Genomic DNA, 18,046 nt, shown 5'->3' with positions numbered 1-18,046 from the left:
GAGCGTGCCTGCTCGCGAAAGCTGTGGATCAGTCGCCATCAATGTTGCCTGTGATAGCGCATTCGCGAGCAGGCTCGCTCCCACAGTTTTTCAGCCGTTGCGAAACAGGAAGCTGTAGGCATTCAGCGCAGGCGCCCCGCCCAGGTGCGCGTAAAGCACTTTCGAGCCTTCAGGGAATTCACCACGACGCACCATCTCGATCATCCCGTGCATGGATTTGCCCTCATACACCGGGTCTGTCAGCACGCCCTCAAGGCTGCCGCAAAGGCGAATCGCTTCCAGCGTCCCTTCGTTGGGCAAGCCATATTCCGGATAGGCGAAGCGCGTATCGAGAATCACGTCGTCCTCCGTGATCTCGCGGCCCAGTTCCACCAGATCAGCCGTGTGTTGGGCGATGCGCAGGATTTGTGCCTTGGTCTTCTCGGGCTTGGCCGAGGCATCGACGCCGATCACCCTTTTCGAACGGCCGTCCGCAGCAAACCCGACGACCATGCCCGCCTGGGTACTGCCGGTCACGGAGCAGACCACGATGTAGTCAAACTGGAAGCCCAGTTCTTTTTCCTGTTGCCGTACTTCCTCGGCAAAGCCGACGAAGCCAAGGCCGCCATAGGGATGCTCGGAACAACCCGCCGGGATCGGGAACGGCTTGCCGCCCCGCTCCACCACGTCGCTCATGGCCTTCTCCCAGCTAGGTCGGATGCCGATGTCGAACCCGGCGGCGTCAAGTCGTACATCGGCGCCCATGATGCGCGACATCTCGATGTTCCCTACCCGGTCATACACGGCGTCGGAGTAGTTCACCCAGTTTTCCTGTACCAGCACGCACTTCATGCCCAGGTGAGCGGCGACGGCCGCCACCTGGCGGGTCTGGTTCGACTGGATGCCACCGATGGAGACCAGGGTGTCGCAGCCCTGCTCGATCGCCTCGGGAATCAGGTATTCGAGCTTGCGCGTCTTGTTCCCGCCGAAGGCCAGGCCACTGTTGCAGTCTTCACGTTTGGCATACAACTCGACCTTGCCGCCCAGGTGTTCACTGAGGCGTTTCAGGGGGGTGATGGGAGAAGGACCGAAGGTCAACGGATAACGTTTAAAACGATTCAGGTTCATGACGCTGCTCCTTAAATGGTGGGATATCCAAGCTCTTTCAGGGGGGCTTCGATGCAACCAATATTAAGAAGAAACCTGAAAATATGTGTTGCAAGTTTCCATCAATTAAAGAAGCATAATTTCGAATATAAGAATCAGAACATAACTTTATTGTGTAGAAACCCATATGAAAGCAACAAACACACATAAAAAATCCGGCGCCTCAGCCGCAGAGCCGCACCCGCTTGACCGGACCGACCGCGCCATTCTCAAGACCCTGCAGCGCGATGCTTCCATCTCCAATGTGGCGCTCGCCGAGAAGGTCAAACTGAGTGCACCGGCCTGCCTGCGGCGCGTCGAACGCCTCAAACAGGTGGGCCTGATCAAGGGCATCGTGGCGTTGCTGGACAATCAAGCGCTGGATGCGGGAATGGTGGTGTTGATCGGCGTGGTGCTGGATCGCTCCACGCCAGAATCCTTCGCAGCCTTCGAAGCAGCGGCACAAAAGGTCTCCGGCTGCATGGAATGCCATGTGGTGACGGGGGAATTCGACTACTTCATGTTGTTGCGAACCAAGGACAGCAATAGTTTCAACCGGCTGCACGCGGAGCAGTTGCTGTACTTGCCCGGGGTTCGGCAGATCCGTTCGTTCATGGGTTTGCGCCAGGTCGTGTCGACACCACACATACCCATTTGAGGCTCATATCAGCCCCAGGGTCAGCGCCTTCAGCGTCGCAGCCGCGCGGGTGGTGCACTGCAATTTGCGGAACACGCTCTCGACATGGGTGCGCACCGTGCTCGGGCTGATGCCGAGCTGGCGCGCCACCTCTTTGTTGCTCCCGCCCATGCTGATGCCGCGCAGGATTTGCGTCTCACGCTCGGTCAACGGGCTGCTGCTTTCCTTACAGGCCGCCACAGCGCTCTCGCCTCGCGCCGCAGCGATGACCGCCTGGCAGGCCCGAGGGTCGAAGCGCCCCTGAGCGGCTTCGTCGAGCAAGACACGCGCCGCGTCATTTTCACTGAAGGCCGGTCGCCAAGGGCGCCCGGAGCACAACGCCTGCCAGGCCAGGGCTGCCGCCAGCAAACGATGTTCGGGTTGCAGGGCGTCGCCATCGAGACCGCGAAAGTAGCCGCTGCCATCCAGTCGTTCGTAAGCGTTGGAAGCCAGTCGCCCCGGTACCGCCAGCTCGGGTATCTGGCTGCATGCGCGCGACGTCCAGTAAGGTACCAGGCGTACTTGTTCGAGATCGCCATCCAGCAGAGCGCCTGCCGTGTTCCAGATTCGGTTGGAAACCGCCGCCCGACCGATGCCATGCACCAGCGCAGCCTTCCCTGTCTGCTCGGCTGACTGCTCCGAAAGCCCCCAGAGCCTGGCGGCTTCCCGTACAAGCTCGGCCGACCGACGCGAGTAACCCGCCAGCCAGGGCAACTTGAGGTCGATCACGTCGCCTACCAGCGTGAGCGGTACTTTCACTGCGTCTTCACGGGGCTCGGCAAGAGCAACGTCTGGCTCACGCAACGCTTGCAACCAGTCCTCGGCATTTCGCGAGAGCTCGGCGGCCAGCGATGCCGGATAACGGCGATTACCCTTGGTCGCAATCCATTCCAGTGCAGCGTCGAGTCCGTGAACCCGCGAGAGGATTTCCAGGTCCCCCGCCAGCAACACCTGATACACCACCTCCGGCACTTCGGGATGGCGCAAACCAAAGGGTTTGCCTTCACCGTCGAACTGCTCGAACACATGCCGCAGCCCCAGTTCGACCGGCGCACTCAGGCCCAACGTATGCGCGATGTCACCCGACACCTCGCAATGCACCTGAGCCAGAGGCGCCGACTTGCGCATGGCACGCAGGCCGGCTGCCCCCAGCGTCTGGCTGAGCATGGCGTTGCGGCCCTCGACATCATCGCCCAGCAGACGGGTGAAGCCTTCGGCATTGGCGGTACACCCCGACCAGCGCAGCAAGGCCACTTGCCGCGCGACCTCGGTGTGTTCACCCGCACCGTTGCAGGATTGTGCGAGCAACTGCACCAGCCGCGCCGTGCGGCGTGACTGGTCGAAGGGCTGCCCCATGCTCAGGTCGCCCACCATGGACAACGCCAGGATCGCACTCTCCAGCTCGATGCCGTCATTCCCCACCATAAAGCGCTCCATCCCTTCGCGTGAATTTTGCCTGGCCTCGGATAAACGACCGATACCGGAACATCCGAGTATTGCTGAAACTGGGCTCACCAAACACAGGAGATCTCACCATGTTCAAACCCAAGGCTATCGCCCTCGCACTCGCCATGACGACTTCACTGTTCACCGTCGCCAGCCATGCCGCCACCCCGCAACCCTCGGTGGTGATCGTGCACGGCGCCTTCGCCGACGGCTCCGACTGGGCCAAGGTCGTACCGCTGTTGCAGGCCGAAGGCATCAAGGTCACCGTGGTGCAGAACCCGCTGACCTCCCTGGCCGACGACGTGGCGGCCACTCAGCGCGTCTTGAATAACCAGGACAACGACGTCGTGCTGGTTGGACACTCCTGGGGTGGCACCGTGATCAGTCAGGCCGGCACCGACAAGAAAGTCCGTGGCCTGGTGTACGTCGCCGCCTTCGCCCCGGATGCCGGTCAAGCCAGCAAAGAGGTGGGCAAGGACTACCCCGCGCCGTCCGGCGTGAGCGAAATCGCCCCCGACAAAAACGGCTATCTATACATGACCGCCAAAGGCATGGCCACCGGCTTCGCTCAGGATCTGCCGCCTGAACAAACCGCCGTCATGGCCGCCACACAAGGACCGATCCGCGCCTCGGCATTCGACGACAAAACCACCGTCGCGGCCTGGAAGAACAAGCCGAGCTGGTTCGTCGTCGCCCGCGAGGACCGCATGATCCAACCCGATCTGCAACGTGCGCTCGCCAAGAAAATCGGTGCACAAGTCACCGAAGTCGAGGCCAGCCATGTGCCGCAGCAGTCGCGCCCTGGCGACGTGGCCAAGGTCATCATCCAGGCGGTCCACAAGACCCAGGACAAGACCCCGGACGTGGCGGATGCAACGTCGCAGCCACGCGGCCCGCAAAACACCAAGAACGGGGTTTGAGCCGACCGCCCAAATACCCTAAAACCGAAAAAGGCGCGCGCCGTTATGGCGCGCGCCTTTTTGCATAATGACTCGGCGGCAGGCCCACATGCCGACTGAACGCCGTACTGAATGCACTCGCTGAACGGTAACCGACCCGCTCGGCCACCTCGTCCATGCCGATCTCCGTGCGGTGCAGCAGATCCTTGGCGACGACCATCCTCCAGGCCAGCAGATATTCCATCGGCGCCTGGCCGAGGGTATACGTGAAGCGCTTGAAGAAAGCCGAACGCGAAAGCGCCGCGATGTCCGCCAGTTGAGGCACCGTCCACGCCTGCGAAATATTGCCATGCATCTGCCGCAGGGCCGCCGAAAGACGCGGATCAGCCAGCCCGCGCAGAAGCCCCGGCGGCGTGTGCTCATTGGATGTCGAACGCAGCGCTTCGATCAGCAGCACCTCCACCAAGCGGGTGAGGATCAGTTCGCGCCCGGAGCCTTGCTCCATCGACTCCTCGCGAACCAGCCGCACCAGTGTCGAAAGACGCTCGACGCCCCGCACATGCAACCGCGCCGGCAGCATCGCCGCCAGCAAATCGGCTTCGGCGGATTCGAAGACGAAATGGCCACCGAGCAGGCGCACGTCGGGCGGCCCTTCAGGGTTGCCGTGGCGCAGCTCGGCGGTCTGCGTGGCACCTTGCAGCGGATCGATAGGCACGGGCTCGACCGGATCGAAGCCAGACAGGGTGAATCCGGGTGTCTTCGGCAACAGCAGGAAATCACCCGCTTCCAAGGTCAGGGGTTCTTGCCCGTCTACGGCGAGACGACAGCTTCCTTCGAGGACGGCGCAGAAGCTCGGCAGGCCGAACGCCGAGTAACGCACACCCCAAAGACCGGCGCCGCTGATGCCCTTGGAGAACACGGCCCGAGGCTTGAGCAATGCGATGACATCGGACAGAGGATCGCTCATGTATGGACTAACACGAATGAATGATGGACTGGCGATTATAGAGAGTCCTGCCTACGGTCGCTATCGTGGCTGCCACATAAACCACCCGGAAGATATCCAATGAAGACTGTTCTGATCACCGGTTGCTCGTCCGGCTATGGCCTTGAGACTGCGCGTCATTTCCATGCCCAGGGCTGGAACGTGATCGCCACCATGCGCACGCCGCGCGAAGACGTCCTGCCTCAGTCCGATCGCCTGCGAGTGCTGGCGCTGGACGTGACGAAACCTGAAAGCATTGCTGCCGTGCTCGAAGCCAGCGGCCCCATCGACGTGCTCGTCAACAACGCCGGCATCGGCCTGTTCGGTGCGTTCGAAGCTACGCCCATGGCGACCACGCGCGAGCTGTTCGAAACCAATACCTTTGGGGTGATGGCCATGACTCAGGCCGTACTGCCCCTGTTCCGTGCCCGGCGTTCCGGTGTCGTGATCAATGTCACCTCCAGCGCGACGCTCGCGCCGATGCCGATGGTCGCCGTCTATACGGCCAGCAAGCAGGCCATCGAAGGGTTTACCGGTTCACTGGCCCTCGAACTCGAGGCTTTCAATGTGCAGGTAAAACTGGTCGAACCGGGTTATGCCCCGACCACACGCTTTACTGCCAACGGCGAGGCACGCATGGCGGGGCTGATTCCGGAGCGCTATGCGCCGATTGCGCAAGGTATCTTCAGTTCGCTCGGTGGTTCGGCGGTCACCACTGAGGGTGACGTGGCCGAGGCCGTGTGGCGTGCGGCAAACGATACGACGGGACAACTGCGCTTCCCGGCCGGTGCAGACGCAATCGCGCTAAGCGAATTGCGCTAGCCACGCCGAACGGGATAAACATCACCTTGTAGCCCGCCTGTAGGTTACGGTTCCACGAGCCGTGTTCGCCGACGAACACGCCATTGGCGAAGCTGGCCGGCATGCCACACGAGTCAGAGAACGCCAGGCCCGCCCAGCCCCTTGCTGGCACCGACCATGTTCTGCGCCGTCAGTGCCTCGCGGAACCGGGCCTCGGTCAGCGGGAACTGCGAGCCTTGCATGTTAAACGCTTGCAGCGCTTTGCCGTAGATGACGCGCACCTGGTCGAACGGGATGTCGGCAGGCTTGATCTTGTTCAGACGCCCGTAGCTGACCAGGTCCGAGGCAAAGTGATGACCTACGCGAAACGGTACATCAGACTCGCGTTGCAGCGTATCGGCCAGCTCGGTGGTGGTCGAGTAGTCGGCGTCGACTTCCTGCAAGGCGCGCTTCTTGTCGATGATCAGGTTGCCCAGCATATCAGTCATCAAGTCGAAGGCCTGGGTGGTCTGGTCGAGGGTTTTCTCCACCTGGTCACGCTTGTAGTCCGGCATGCCCGACGACACGTTGTGGCCTTCAAATTCGTACGTGACCGCTCCACCGACGATGTCACTGGCTTGCAGGCGCAGGCGGTTGAGCACATACGGGTTGCGCTTCTGCGGCATGATGCTGCTGGTGCCGGTCAAATGGCCTTCCTGGATCATGATCCACGGATAAGGCTGGTGATACTGGATGTGCATGTCCTGCACCATCAGGCCGATGGTTTGTGCGGCGCTGCTGCACACGCCGGTCAGCTCCATGCCGGTGTCGAGGGCCGCCAGTTGCGTTGCGTCATAGGAGTTTTCAACCGGCGCATCGAAACCCAGCAGGTCCGACAACCGCTTGCGGTCCACCGGAAAACTGGAAGTGCCCAGCGCCGCGCTGCCCAGCGGGCTCAGGTTGAGGCGCGCATAGGCCTGTTGCAGCCGCTCGGTGTCGCGATCGAACACCGAGGTGAAGCCCAGCAGGTAATGGGCATAGGTGGTGGGTTGCGCCTGAACGCCATTGGTGTAGGCCGGGACGATGGTGTCGATGTGGTTCTGCGCCAGATCGAGGAACGCGGCCCGCGTCTGATTCATCGACTCCAGCAGGTTCAGCGCACGCTCACGCTGCATCAGGCGACGCGTCGTCGATAGGATGTCCTGACGGCTGCGGCCCGAATGCATGCGCGAGCCATCGGGGCCGGCCAGTTTGAGAATCAGCGGCTCGTAGTCCAGATAGTCCGCCGGACGCTCGGCCCCGGGCTTGTCGCCGTCCTTGATCACCTGATCGACCGCCGAAACGATCTTCTTGCCCAGGTCCTTGGGCACGATGTTGTTTTCGATGACCATCACCGTGGACGCCTTGTTCATTTCGCCCAGGTAGTAGAAGTAGTCGTGGACTTCTTTCTTCTCGGCTGCCTGGACGCTGCCCAGGGAAATGCTCAACGCCAGCGGCAACAGGGCCATGCGAATAGCCAGACGCAGAGGGGTTTGGGAATAGTTCATTGGGGGGGTTACTCTCGCTCGGTTTTGCTGGAAGAACGGGGACCGGCCGTGTCGGCGGCAGCGATGTCGGGCCATTGCGCAACATCGATATTCACCTGGTCGGCAACGCTGCCCATGGCTGTGAGGTGGTAATCGGGGTTCAGCGGCTGGCTCCAGACGCCCTGGGCCATCTGCATTTGCATGTATTGGGTGGTCGGCGCGGTGGCGACGTCGAACAGGCTGCTGTTGACCAGGCCACCGCGTGAAATCACCACGGCGCCGCTGCCGCTGGCGGACAGGTTGGTGGTGTCGTCCGTGTGGGTGATGTAGTTGCCGGTCGGCGTATCAACATCCACCAGCAACAAACCGTCGGCGACCTGCAGGTTGTTATTGCCGTCGTCGAAGCTCAACGCCGCGCCGCTGGCGCTTCTACCGATGAGGCTGAGGTTGCCGTCGGCCCCCGTGGCCACGCTGTTGTAGCCGTTGGCACTGGAAGCACTGAAGGCAATCCCGTCGCCGCTGCCTTGCGCGGTCCCCGACAAGCGAATGTCGCCACTGCCGGACAGGATTTTCACCCCGTTGGCCGGCCCCGAGGCGCCGCTGCGAATACTCAGGCCAGCCCCAGAGGACGTGGCCGCACTGGTGCCAGTCAGGGAAAGATCACCACTGACGGTCGACAGCGTCAGCGAACTGCTACTGCCTGACGGGTAGATATTGAGGCCGACCCCGCCACGGGATTGCCCGGTGAGTGCGACCGAACCGGTGCCGGTTGCCTGGATCACGTTTTGCCCGGTCAACAAGCCGATGCCATCGCCCGCACCGCTCCTGCCGGTGATGCTCAATGCGCCGTTTTCGACACTGAGCTGCGCCTTGCCATTGCCGTAGACCTCGACGCCGCTGCCCGCATCGGTGGCATTGCCGATCAGGGTCAGGTTGCCGTCGCCGGTGGTTTGCAGGATGTTGTTGACGGCGAGGATGGCGATGCCGTGGTCCAGCTCCGCACTGTTGGGCGAGTGGAAGTTGCCGATCAGGGTGATGTCGCCGCCCTGGGAGGTAATCCGGTTGCTGGAAACACCCTTACCCGTGCTGCCGCCCAGCGCGATGGCATCCGAGGTCCCCACCGAATCACCGCGCAAGGTGATGTCGCCGGAACCGCTGCTGACGTTGACGCCTTTGGAGTTGCCGGTGGAGTTGAAGAAAATCCCGTAGCCACCGAAGGACGTGGTGCTTTTGCCGATGATGTTGATGTCGCCGCTGCCGGTCGACAGGTCGATGGAGGCGTTGGCGCCCGACGGCGCAATGTCGACACCACGCCCGGACACGCTGGTGCCATCCAGGGTCAGGTTACCCGTCTGGGTCGAGACGCGGATCGTCGAATAATCACCACCGGCATCCAGCGACAAGGCCTTGAACGAGCCACTCGAGGTGCTCACGGTATTGTGATTGGCCTTGAGCAGGACATCACCACTGCTGCTGGCAATGTTGATACCCGCGCCCGGCGTCGTCGCCGTGCCACTGCCCGATGCGATCAGCGCCAGGGCCGGTGTGGTGCCACCCTCCGTGGTACCGGAAAGAGTGATGTTGCCATCGGTGGTGAGGTTGATCGACGACGTGGCGCCGGTGGAGTTGAGGATCGTGCCGTAACTCGCGTTGCTGTGGCCGTCCAGAACGATATCGCCGCCCTGCGCGGAACTCAGGTTGACGGCGCCGTCACCCGACGCGGCCAGGTAAACGCCCCGGCCCGTTGCGCTATTGCCCTGGACCGTCAGCGTCCCCGTGCCGACGCTCAGGCTCTGCGTGGAGGACGCGCCCGTCGCGCAGACCAGCACGCCATAACCTGAGGAGGCATTGCCGCGCAGGGTCACATCCCCGGAACCGGTGGCGGCGATGCTGTTGTTGGTGCTGAAAATTCGTGTCGCGTTGCCGCTGCCCAGGTTAGTGCTGTCGACCGTGATCGAACCGATGCCCGTGGTGAGCAGGCTGCTGCCAGCGGTCAGGACAAACGCATCGCCGGTTCCGCTGGTGCTCGCTTGCAGCGCGGTGATGCTGATGTTGCCGCCACCGGCATCAATGCTGCTGCCGCGAATGTTCACCGCCGTCGCGGTGGAGCCGGCCGCCAGGGTCGACGATGTGGCGCCGCGCAGCGTGACGTTGCCGCCGCTGGTGGTGATGCGTGTGCCGTTGCTCAGGGAAATACCGTTGCCATTGCTGACGTTGGTGCTGGCCCAGGACTGGTTCGGCTGCACCGCACCGCTGATGGTGAGGTTGCCGCCGTTGGTGCTGATGGTGGCATTGCTCAACGCCACCGAGCCGTTGCCGGTGTTGTTGTAGTTCGAATACAGCGACACATTCAGCGTCTTGCCGTTGCCGTTACTGATGCTGGTATTGGTCATCACGATGTTGCGGTGGGCCTGCAACGTCAGTGTCGCGTTGCCGACGCCCTTGACGTTGTCCAGCACGTTGATATCGCCGGACGTACCGCCCACCGATGTCGTTTGCACAATAACGTTCGCCCCTTCGGACAACGACGCGTTCAGTACCGCCGAGCTGAGGTTGGAACTGCTGGCGCCACTTGAGGTAAACGGGCTGGTGCTGGTGGCGCCGCCAGCACTGGCGGGCGCGGTGATATTGATGTTGAACGGGTCAATCAGCCAGGTGCCGCCCTTGCCCGACACCGCACTGAGGTCAACGATGCCGGTGACTTCCAGGGCATGCCCGGAGGTTTCCACCAACCCGCCACGGCCCTGGCTGCCAGCGCCTTTGACGCTGATGCCACCATGGAACTGCGTACTGTCCAGCGACCAGAGAATGACTTTACCGCCATTGCCGTTGCTCAGGGCATCGGCACTGATGCGGGCGTCGCTGCCCACGAAGGTGGACGTTGCCTGGTGAACGCCGTTGCTGCCCTGATAGTCGCCGCCCAGCAGCACGGTGCCGCCCGCCACATCACCATCGGCGTTGATCCGGCCGCTGTCGAACAGGCCGACGTATTCACCGGTCATGCTGACATTGCCGCCCCGCTCGCCGCTGTTGCGCCCGGACACGTCCAGGGTGCCGCTGTTGACCACCACGCCGTGGCTGCCGCCATCGAGCACGATACGGCCATTGCGTTGCTGCAGACTGCGGGCCTCGATCACCCCTTCGTTGTTCACCACGTTGCTGAGCATGGCCTGGGAATCGCGGGCACTGAGGGCCACCAACCCGCCGTTGGCCTGCAACAGCCCCCGGTTAACGACACTGGCACCGATTGCCGGGTCGTTGACTTCCAGGTTGATCAAGCCGTCGCCATTGAGGTCCAGGGTGATTTTTTCACCGCCGCCCAGCACCACCGAACCCAACCGGGCAACCTCGGTGCCTTCGTTGCGCACCTGGGCACCGAGCAGTGCGACACTGCCGCCGTCACCGGCGGTGATCACGCCCTGGTTGATCACGGCCCCCTGGCTTTTGCCGGAGAACACGTTGCGTCCGGCCAGAAAATCGCTGCTGGAAATGTCCAGCGAGCTGGCCACCAACCCGCCAACGTTGACCATCGAACCGGCACCGAACAGCACGCCGGACGGGTTGATCAGAAACACCTGGCCGTTGGCATTCAACTGGCCGAGGATCTGCGAGCCATCGCTGCCGGTCACCCGGTTCAGGGCTACCGACGAAGTACCCGGCTGGTAAAAGTTGACCTGTGCACCACTGCCGATATTGAACGTATTCCAGGTGATGATCGCGCGATCACTGCCCTGGTTGACGTTCATCACGTTGCCGTTGCTGCTGACGGTGGCGCTGCCGGCAACGACCTGACCGTTCGTGGGCAGCGCGTTGCTGTCCAGCGCCAGGGCCGGCAACGGCGCCAGGCTGTAAATCGCGCACAGCACGGCATGGCTGAGGGGTTTGAGACGCGGCAGCCTCTGGCGACTGGTGCGGTTTGATCGAACGTTGCTCACAGCCTTCTCCTCAGAATGAATAGTTGATGCCGGTGCCGATGGCACTGATGGTGGTGCCGGCGCCAGGCGCGTAACCGCTGGCGGCGTAAACCCCGGTCAGCGCAAAGTTGTAGTTGGCCAGGGACTGGTTTTTCAGCACCACGTACTGACCGAACAGATCGGTGTTCTTGGTCAGTTTGTAAGTGGCACCCACGGCGTATTGGGTCGCGCCCATGCCGTGGGTGTCGCAGTCGATTTCGCGGGCGGCGATCATCGAGCACTCGCCCGGCAACGCCTTGGCGTAACTGGCCCGCAACTGCCACGCGCCGATGTTGTGGGAGATACCGACCAGGTAGGCGCGGCGGCGGTATTCGGACAGGTCGCTGGAGGTGGTGCTGTTGTTGATCACGCCGTCTTCGGAATAGGACAAGTCGTCGGCGATCAGCGACAGCTTGGTGTCGCCGAAGTCGTAGGCCAGGCCATAACGCAAACTGAAGTCGTCTGAAGAAGTACCGTCGGTGACATGCGTGGTGCTGCCCACCCCCCGGGCATTGCGCCCCAGCGAAGCGACGCCGAAATAATCGACGTGCCGTTCGGCGGCGACAATCGCGGTAAAGCCGCCATGGGTGTAGGTCAGGCTGCCGCCATAGATGTAGCCGTTGCCGACATCGGCGGCGGAACGGGTGCCGTTGTTGGAGTACGCCAGTTTCAGTTGCAGGCCATACCACTCGGGCGTCCAGTACTGCACGACACCGGCCTGGCGCCGGTTGAACGCGGCGTCATCGTTGTTCGACTCATCAGCGGTGCCGGCCGGCCCGTTGACGTTGGTGGCCAGGCTGGTGCTGAAGCCGGGAGAGCCGATGATGTTGTAATACGCAGCACTGGTCTTGCCATGGAACGGGTCCAGGTCGGTGGTGCTTTCTTTCAATGGCATGTCCCAGATGCCGTACAGCAACGTACCGAACTGATCATTGTTGAACGCCGCGCCGGAGTTGCGCAGCTTGGCGCTCGGGGACGCCGACTGCACCACCGAAGGGTCGTCGCTGCCGGTGTAGTTGAGGGAAATCCCGTACTCCAGCTGCCACAGCAGGTTCCAGTCGTCGGTCAGCGCATAACCGCTGTGCACACCGACGTTGGACACATTGTCGCGAGCCCGCCAGTAGCTGGCCATGTTGCGCCCGTTGGGGGTGGCCAACCGGCTCTGGTTGGCGGGCGCGGCCGCTGTCGCGCCGTGGTGGGCGACGTATTCCGGGACGATACCCAGCGAGCCGTAGAACACCGTTTGGGTTTCGGCCACGCCGAAATCCTCGCCCTTGGAACCCAGGTCGCTGGCCAGCCCGGCGAAGGCCTGGGGCGAGCCGGAAATCGAGAACCACAGGCGTCGCGCCGCACGGTCGTCGCTGGTCGGATTGTCCCCCGGCGAAAACGCCAGGCTGGCGTTCATCACCAACTCCTTGTGATACAGGTTCACGCCCACGCCATAGCCGTAGCGGGTCAGGTCGTTTTCGCTGTTGTCCCAGGGATTCTTGTTGACGCGGACCTTGCCGCCGTCGGCGAACAACGCGCCCTCGGCAATCGCGCCGTGGAACGTGCCGAGGAATTTACGCAACTCCAGACGCCCCAGGACTCCCTCGTCCCCCGCTGCTTCGCCGACCGGGTAGGCACGCACGCCATTGGGTCCGCCGAGGCTGAGTTTTTCCGAAGAGTCGAGGTTCTTGTCGGCCCACTGCCCGGCGATGGAGCCGTACAGCGAATAGCCGTAACCCAGGGTCTGCAGGCGGCTGAACGATGCGTTGGTTTTCTTGTAGGTGCCGGCGGCTTTTGCCGTGAAATCGTCCAGCGCAGCATCGACGGCGGTGTTCTTTTCCAGATCACCCACACCGAAGGCGAGGCTCCACAGGTTGCTGCCGTGCCAACCGTCATTCCAATTGCCATAAAGCGCGGCGCTGCGGAACACTGCCGACTTCTTCACCATGAAATCACCCGCCTCGTCCTCGAAATGACGATGTTCCTCGGACAGGTTGAGGCTGATGTTGGTATCCCGCGAACGCAGCAGCGAGCTGTTGAGAAATACCGAAGACACCTTGGCGGTGCCGTCGGCATTGATGGCTTTGAGGTTCTTGCCGATCGAGTATTCCAGTTCCGCGTAATTGGCCCCGATGGACACGCCGCTGGCACCCAGCGGTTGCTGGAAGCCCACACCCTTGATCTCCAGCCCTTCGAACGAGTTCTGCGAGTTGACCGTGAAGGTTTCACCCAGCCCGAAGGCATCGTTGAGGTTGACGCTGGACGTCAGCCGATTGGAGCCGGTGAAATAGTTGCCGTAGTTGTCGATGGCCGCGCGAGCAGTGAAGGCCGTCATCTCACTGAGTTCAAGCACGATGTCCGCAGCGCCCGGCTGCTGTGACGGTCGTAAAATGGCACGCACCGAGACACCGGCGATGTCGGACAGACGCAACAGCACCCGCTCCAGGTCCTGCTCGCGAATGATCGTGCCCGGCTGCAAGGCATCGACGAAGCGCTGCTGCATGCCGGGGCGCAGGCGTACGTTCGGTCCCGGCATGGCGACGACCGAGCCGATCACGCCTTCCTGAACACCGATAGTGACCTGACCGTTCTGGATTTCCTGGGCCGGCAGATACGCCCTGGCCACCAGATAACCACGGGCACGGTACAGCGCAGTGACCTGCGCCGCCGCTTCCCGCAGGCCGTTGAGGTCCATGACCCGTTGGGTGTAGGGCTTGAGCTGGGCTTGCAGTTGAGCGTCGCTGACTTCACGGTTGCCGCTGAAGGTAAATCCTTTAACCTCAAGCTTCATCGATGAGGCGGCACCCGCGTCAGCCTGGGTTTGCGGCTCAGCGTCCTGGCTTTCGATACGCACGCTGCCTGGTGTCGCGGGCTGCGCGCTATCGGTCGGCCGCAGGGCGTCGCGGTTGGCATCGAACAGGGTGCCGGAGGACGGCAGCGTATCGGCCTGGGCCTGGGCGGCGATCAAGGCCGCCGCGAGAAAGGTCAGACGGCCGGGCCCAAAGGCCCGCGACGCCCTGCTGAACAGATCGTTTTTGCTCATACATCACTCTTATTATTTTTATCGAGGACGTGCATGTCCGACTCGCACAGCCGTGACGAGTCAGCGTTGAATCAATAAAGCCGCGTGTTCAGGGGAAAATGATGCGGGCGACTTTTTCGTCGCGAAACAATTGAGGCGCGCTATGCCCCAGCCCCTGGATCGAATGTTGTGGATGGTTGATGGGCGTTTGCCATTTTTTCGCCAGGAAGCGTTCGTAGGCGATGTACACGAGCTGGCGTTCGACCCGTGTCTGCCCCTGGAAATTGGCGCCACAAGAACTGTCCATCACCCGGCTATTGGGGTTGTTGTCCTTTGCCCCGACCAGATAAGTCACGTCGCGAGCGGCGTACCGGGCGAACAGTTGCTGATCCGACAAGTGCTGTGCCTGCAAGTACGCCGGGGCACCTTCCAGGCCATAACGATAGCGACCGTAGCTGGGGCAGATCACCGTGACCACCGGTGAAAATCCCCCTGCTTGCAGGCGGTTGTCATCGAAGTACAGATAGCTGGACGGGCGGGCGATGATGTAACGAATGTGGATGCCACTGATCCTGAGCCCGGCGTCCAGATTGTTGACCACCGCGTAGCGTTGCATCAGTTGCGCACCGGCCGAGTGGCTGACCATGACGATTTCTTTCAGCGCCGGGAAACGCTGGCGGTCGGACAAGTAACCGACCAGATCGTCCAGCACTTTAAAACCCGAAATACCGGTATGCCCCGACTGTGATTCGATGCCATGCATCCATTTATCACGAGGCCACATGGGCATGTCATCGCCAACACCCGGATCGGTCGGGGTCAGGAAATTGGGCGCCAGCAACAGCGTCCGGTCGGCTGACAGCCCGGCATTGTCCAGCAGCTTGCGGCCGGTCTCGAAGTACTTGTCGGCATCACGCTGCACACCGTGCAGGATCACCACCGCGCGCTCGATGCTTTTCGGTGGTTGATACAGATCAGCGTTGGCGTAGACCCGGAAGGGATAGGCACCACTGTCGCGGCCCAGTCGCAGAATCTGCGAGGATTCGTCAACGCGCTTGCCGACGACTTCGCCCTGGGCTTCAGAGATAGGAGAGGATGTGATCGCCCCGACCAGGGTCACGGTGCCAAGCACTGAGGCCAGGGATTTGGTAAAGGTGAACGACGATTGCTGGCTTTTGAAAATACAGAACATGGCACCCTCTGCGCTAATACTCCGAACGGTGCGGCATCGGTTCGATGCAACTAACCCTTTCGTTGTACGGCTGTTCGGAAACAGGATGGGCATGTGTTCGCGGCGGAGCGTTATCACCCCACTGTTTGTGGGATCTCCCGGTCGCGAAGCCAGGCACTTCTCTTGTTTTTTTTGAATCCTAACAGCGGTGCCAATCGATGAAAAATACATAAAAAAACGATCTCGATACTTTAAAAATATCGAGTTTCGACGCATTGCAGGGATTGCTGCGTCGAAGGCATCAGGGACTGCAGCCGCTCGCCTCTGTTCGGGCCCGACTTTGCGACCAGCGGCGCGATGACCGATAAATTCCGCAGAATTCGAAACGCAATCCGTCTAATGCGGCCGCCTCAGCCTCCCAATCGGATGTTGCTCGCCGACGCCGCAACGAGCTACACACATTTGCTTACAAATTAGGCAGTCATAAAACCCGATATTGGTCTACCGAGTGTTACGTTACGCGGCTTGATCGAGCCATGAGATGTTCAGTCTTAACTATGCGCATCACACTCGCCAGCCTTCCTGCCTTCGGTGCATACCTCGCCCTTTCCTGCCTCTTTGCGGCTGCCTGGTTCACCCACCCTGCCCCTGTGCATTCTTCCTTTGCCCTGATGAGTCCGGTGATGGCCGTGGCTGACAAGGTGGCCAAGCCTATTTATACCAGCCGTTTCGCCTCATCCGGGCTGGTGGACTTCGTGCACTCCTCAGCGGTAACCGCCTTGCCTGACGGTAGCCTGATGGCGGTCTGGTTCGCCGGCACACGCGAAGGTGCAGCCGATGTTCAGGTGCGTTCCGCACGTTTCGACGCAAGCAGCGGCGAGTGGGGAGCGGAACAGGTATTGGCGACTCGGGATTCGACCCAACAAGGCACTCGACGATACATCCGGAAACTGGGCAACCCGGTCGTTGCACTCGCGCCGGACAATCGCCTGTGGCTGTTCTATGTATCCGTGTCCATGGGCGGCTGGGCCGGTAGCGCAGTCAATGTGATGGTTTCAGACGACTTTGGTGGCCATTGGTCCGCTCCGCGCCAGCTGATCACGTCCCCCTTCCTGAACATCAGCACCCTGGTCCGGTCGGCACCGGTGTTTCATGCCGACGGCTCCATCGGCTTGCCGGTCTACCACGAATTTCTGGGCAAGTTTGCCGAGTACCTGTACTTGAGCGCAGACGGTGATGTGATCGACAAATACCGCATCAGCCATGGCAATAACTCATTGCAACCCACGGTCGTTCCGCTGGATGGGCAGCGCGGCATTGCCTTGCTGCGTTATGCCGGCAACATCCACCACCGTGTGCTGGCGACCCGCACTGAAGATGCCGGGCAAACCTGGAGCGAGCCCTACCCGCTTGATCCATCGAATCCGAACTCCTCGCTGGCAGCCGTCGCGACGCCGGAACATGGGTTGCTGGTGGCGCTCAATGACCTGCAGGAAGGGCGTTTCAAGCTGAGTCTTTATGGCACCGACGCCAAAATGGATGACTGGCGCTCGTTGCGGGACCTGGACAAATCACCCGATCCGCTGGGCGCTCCGTTTTCACCCGAGGCCTATAAGGAAATCATCGGCAATGAATTCCGCGGTTCCAGTGGCGCATTGCGCCAACCGCTGGAGGCACAGTTCCTGAACAACCTCGACGGCCGTGTCTGTAAAAGCCAAGGGTGTGAGTTTGAATTTGAGTATCCCTACTTCATCCGCAGTCCCGACGGGATGTATCACCTGGTTTATTCCTGGAACAACACTTTCATCAAGCACGTCACCTTCAACGATGCGTGGCTGTCCGAGCGTCTCAAATGATTAATCTATGGCAAGCCCACGTCAGCTTCGCGATGATCATTTTCCTGTTGCTGCCCTCTTTCGGTTTGAACAAGGCCTTGCGTATCGCGCTGTTGGCCGCCTTGCTGGCCGCCAGCTTCATACCGCTGGACGGGTTGTCGTTGGCCGCTTACTTGCGTAGCCACATTGATGACCTTGCGGTCACCACCCTGGTGTTCATGGTGTGGGGCTGTTTGTATCGGCTGGGTTTCCTCCCGCCGGCGCAACAAGGTCACACCGGCGTATTGATCATCTTCGCGGTCATGGCCCTGGTGCTGTACCCGGCGACCCTGGGCTTGAGTGACCTGGACCCTTACCGGTTTGGTTTCAGCCCACGCCCCCTGTTGATTGTCGTCGCACTGCTCACGCTGGGCCTGTTTTACCTGCGCAACGGCCTGGCGGTGGTGATGTTGGCCTGCGCGACCCTGGCCTTCATCGCCGGGATAAAACCTTCGCACAACTATTGGGATTACCTGGTTGATCCGCTGCTGGGTCTGTATTGCTGCCTGGCATTGCTGGTGCTTGCCACGCGCTGGACCTATGGTCGGCTAAGCACGCTGCTCGGCTCGGCGCGCCACAGATCCGTTTAAGATTTAATGAC

At 61.5% G+C, this 18,046-nt stretch carries 12 protein-coding genes; 5 read left to right on the top strand and 7 right to left on the bottom strand.

Translation table 11 applies throughout. The features are described 5' to 3' along the window. Nucleotides 1-90: 90 nt before the first annotated feature. A complete protein-coding gene (locus ACYZUD_RS04385) occupies nucleotides 91-1,107 on the bottom strand; it encodes a 1-aminocyclopropane-1-carboxylate deaminase (RefSeq protein ID WP_462022782.1) in 1,017 nt (338 codons plus the stop codon). 166 nt (nucleotides 1,108-1,273) lie between these two features. On the opposite strand from ACYZUD_RS04385, the gene ACYZUD_RS04380 reads away from it, so the two are divergent. Next, nucleotides 1,274-1,783, top strand: a complete 510-nt coding sequence (locus ACYZUD_RS04380) for an Lrp/AsnC family transcriptional regulator (RefSeq protein WP_462022781.1) — start codon at nucleotides 1,274-1,276, stop codon at nucleotides 1,781-1,783. A gap of 3 nt (nucleotides 1,784-1,786) precedes the next feature. Here ACYZUD_RS04380 and ACYZUD_RS04375 read toward each other — a convergent pair whose 3' ends face one another. After that, nucleotides 1,787-3,226, bottom strand: a complete 1,440-nt coding sequence (locus ACYZUD_RS04375; RefSeq protein ID WP_462022780.1) for an HD domain-containing phosphohydrolase — start codon at nucleotides 3,224-3,226, stop codon at nucleotides 1,787-1,789. 110 nt (nucleotides 3,227-3,336) lie between these two features. On the opposite strand from ACYZUD_RS04375, the gene ACYZUD_RS04370 reads away from it, so the two are divergent. Beyond that, the gene (locus ACYZUD_RS04370) at nucleotides 3,337-4,167 is read left to right on the top strand and encodes an alpha/beta hydrolase (RefSeq protein WP_462022779.1); all 831 of its coding nucleotides are present in this window, start codon (nucleotides 3,337-3,339) and stop codon (nucleotides 4,165-4,167) included. A gap of 43 nt (nucleotides 4,168-4,210) precedes the next feature. On the opposite strand, the gene ACYZUD_RS04365 is transcribed toward ACYZUD_RS04370, so the two are convergent. Beyond that, a complete protein-coding gene (locus tag ACYZUD_RS04365) occupies nucleotides 4,211-5,113 on the bottom strand; it encodes an AraC family transcriptional regulator (RefSeq protein ID WP_462022778.1) in 903 nt (300 codons plus the stop codon). A gap of 99 nt (nucleotides 5,114-5,212) precedes the next feature. Here ACYZUD_RS04365 and ACYZUD_RS04360 point away from each other — a divergent pair, with 99 nt between their 5' ends. Beyond that, on the top strand, nucleotides 5,213-5,953 hold the full coding sequence (locus tag ACYZUD_RS04360) for an SDR family oxidoreductase (RefSeq protein WP_462022777.1): 741 nt from the start codon (nucleotides 5,213-5,215) through the stop codon (nucleotides 5,951-5,953). A gap of 113 nt (nucleotides 5,954-6,066) precedes the next feature. On the opposite strand, the gene ACYZUD_RS04355 is transcribed toward ACYZUD_RS04360, so the two are convergent. From ACYZUD_RS04355 to ACYZUD_RS04340, 4 genes are all read right to left on the bottom strand, one after another. Continuing rightward, entirely contained in the window at nucleotides 6,067-7,458 is a 1,392-nt protein-coding gene (locus tag ACYZUD_RS04355) for an argininosuccinate lyase (protein ID WP_462022776.1), read from the bottom strand. A gap of 8 nt (nucleotides 7,459-7,466) precedes the next feature. After that, entirely contained in the window at nucleotides 7,467-11,372 is a 3,906-nt protein-coding gene (locus ACYZUD_RS04350; protein ID WP_462022775.1) for a beta strand repeat-containing protein, read from the bottom strand. A gap of 10 nt (nucleotides 11,373-11,382) precedes the next feature. Then, on the bottom strand, nucleotides 11,383-14,421 hold the full coding sequence (locus ACYZUD_RS04345) for a porin (protein ID WP_462022774.1): 3,039 nt from the start codon (nucleotides 14,419-14,421) through the stop codon (nucleotides 11,383-11,385). An 88-nt stretch (nucleotides 14,422-14,509) separates the two neighbouring features. Beyond that, on the bottom strand, nucleotides 14,510-15,592 hold the full coding sequence (locus ACYZUD_RS04340; protein WP_462022773.1) for a hypothetical protein: 1,083 nt from the start codon (nucleotides 15,590-15,592) through the stop codon (nucleotides 14,510-14,512). 536 nt (nucleotides 15,593-16,128) lie between these two features. On the opposite strand from ACYZUD_RS04340, the gene ACYZUD_RS04335 reads away from it, so the two are divergent. Together ACYZUD_RS04335 and ACYZUD_RS04330 are read left to right on the top strand one after the other, a co-directional pair. After that, a complete protein-coding gene (locus tag ACYZUD_RS04335; protein ID WP_462022772.1) occupies nucleotides 16,129-17,427 on the top strand; it encodes a sialidase family protein in 1,299 nt (432 codons plus the stop codon). After that, nucleotides 17,424-18,035 (top strand): hypothetical protein, encoded by a 612-nt coding sequence (locus tag ACYZUD_RS04330; protein WP_462022771.1) that lies wholly within the window; start codon nucleotides 17,424-17,426, stop codon nucleotides 18,033-18,035. The genes ACYZUD_RS04335 and ACYZUD_RS04330 overlap by 4 nt, the downstream gene beginning before the upstream one ends. Nucleotides 18,036-18,046: the final 11 nt, after the last annotated feature.

This window comes from Pseudomonas sp. XS1P51 (genome assembly GCF_054897845.1).
The sequence above is the reverse complement of the archived record's forward strand: the minus strand, read 5'-3'. Positions and strand labels throughout refer to the sequence as shown.

Coding starts and splice junctions, on each gene's coding strand:
- ACYZUD_RS04370 (WP_462022779.1), top strand. CDS start 3,337: ATGTTCAAACCCAAGGCTATCGCCCTCGCACTCGCCATGACGACTTCA.
- ACYZUD_RS04360 (WP_462022777.1), top strand. CDS start 5,213: ATGAAGACTGTTCTGATCACCGGTTGCTCGTCCGGCTATGGCCTTGAG.
- ACYZUD_RS04335 (WP_462022772.1), top strand. CDS start 16,129: ATGCGCATCACACTCGCCAGCCTTCCTGCCTTCGGTGCATACCTCGCC.
- ACYZUD_RS04385 (WP_462022782.1), bottom strand. CDS start 1,107: ATGAACCTGAATCGTTTTAAACGTTATCCGTTGACCTTCGGTCCTTCT.
- ACYZUD_RS04340 (WP_462022773.1), bottom strand. CDS start 15,592: ATGTTCTGTATTTTCAAAAGCCAGCAATCGTCGTTCACCTTTACCAAA.
- ACYZUD_RS04355 (WP_462022776.1), bottom strand. CDS start 7,458: ATGAACTATTCCCAAACCCCTCTGCGTCTGGCTATTCGCATGGCCCTG.
- ACYZUD_RS04380 (WP_462022781.1), top strand. CDS start 1,274: ATGAAAGCAACAAACACACATAAAAAATCCGGCGCCTCAGCCGCAGAG.
- ACYZUD_RS04365 (WP_462022778.1), bottom strand. CDS start 5,113: ATGAGCGATCCTCTGTCCGATGTCATCGCATTGCTCAAGCCTCGGGCC.
- ACYZUD_RS04375 (WP_462022780.1), bottom strand. CDS start 3,226: ATGGTGGGGAATGACGGCATCGAGCTGGAGAGTGCGATCCTGGCGTTG.
- ACYZUD_RS04345 (WP_462022774.1), bottom strand. CDS start 14,421: ATGAGCAAAAACGATCTGTTCAGCAGGGCGTCGCGGGCCTTTGGGCCC.
- ACYZUD_RS04330 (WP_462022771.1), top strand. CDS start 17,424: ATGATTAATCTATGGCAAGCCCACGTCAGCTTCGCGATGATCATTTTC.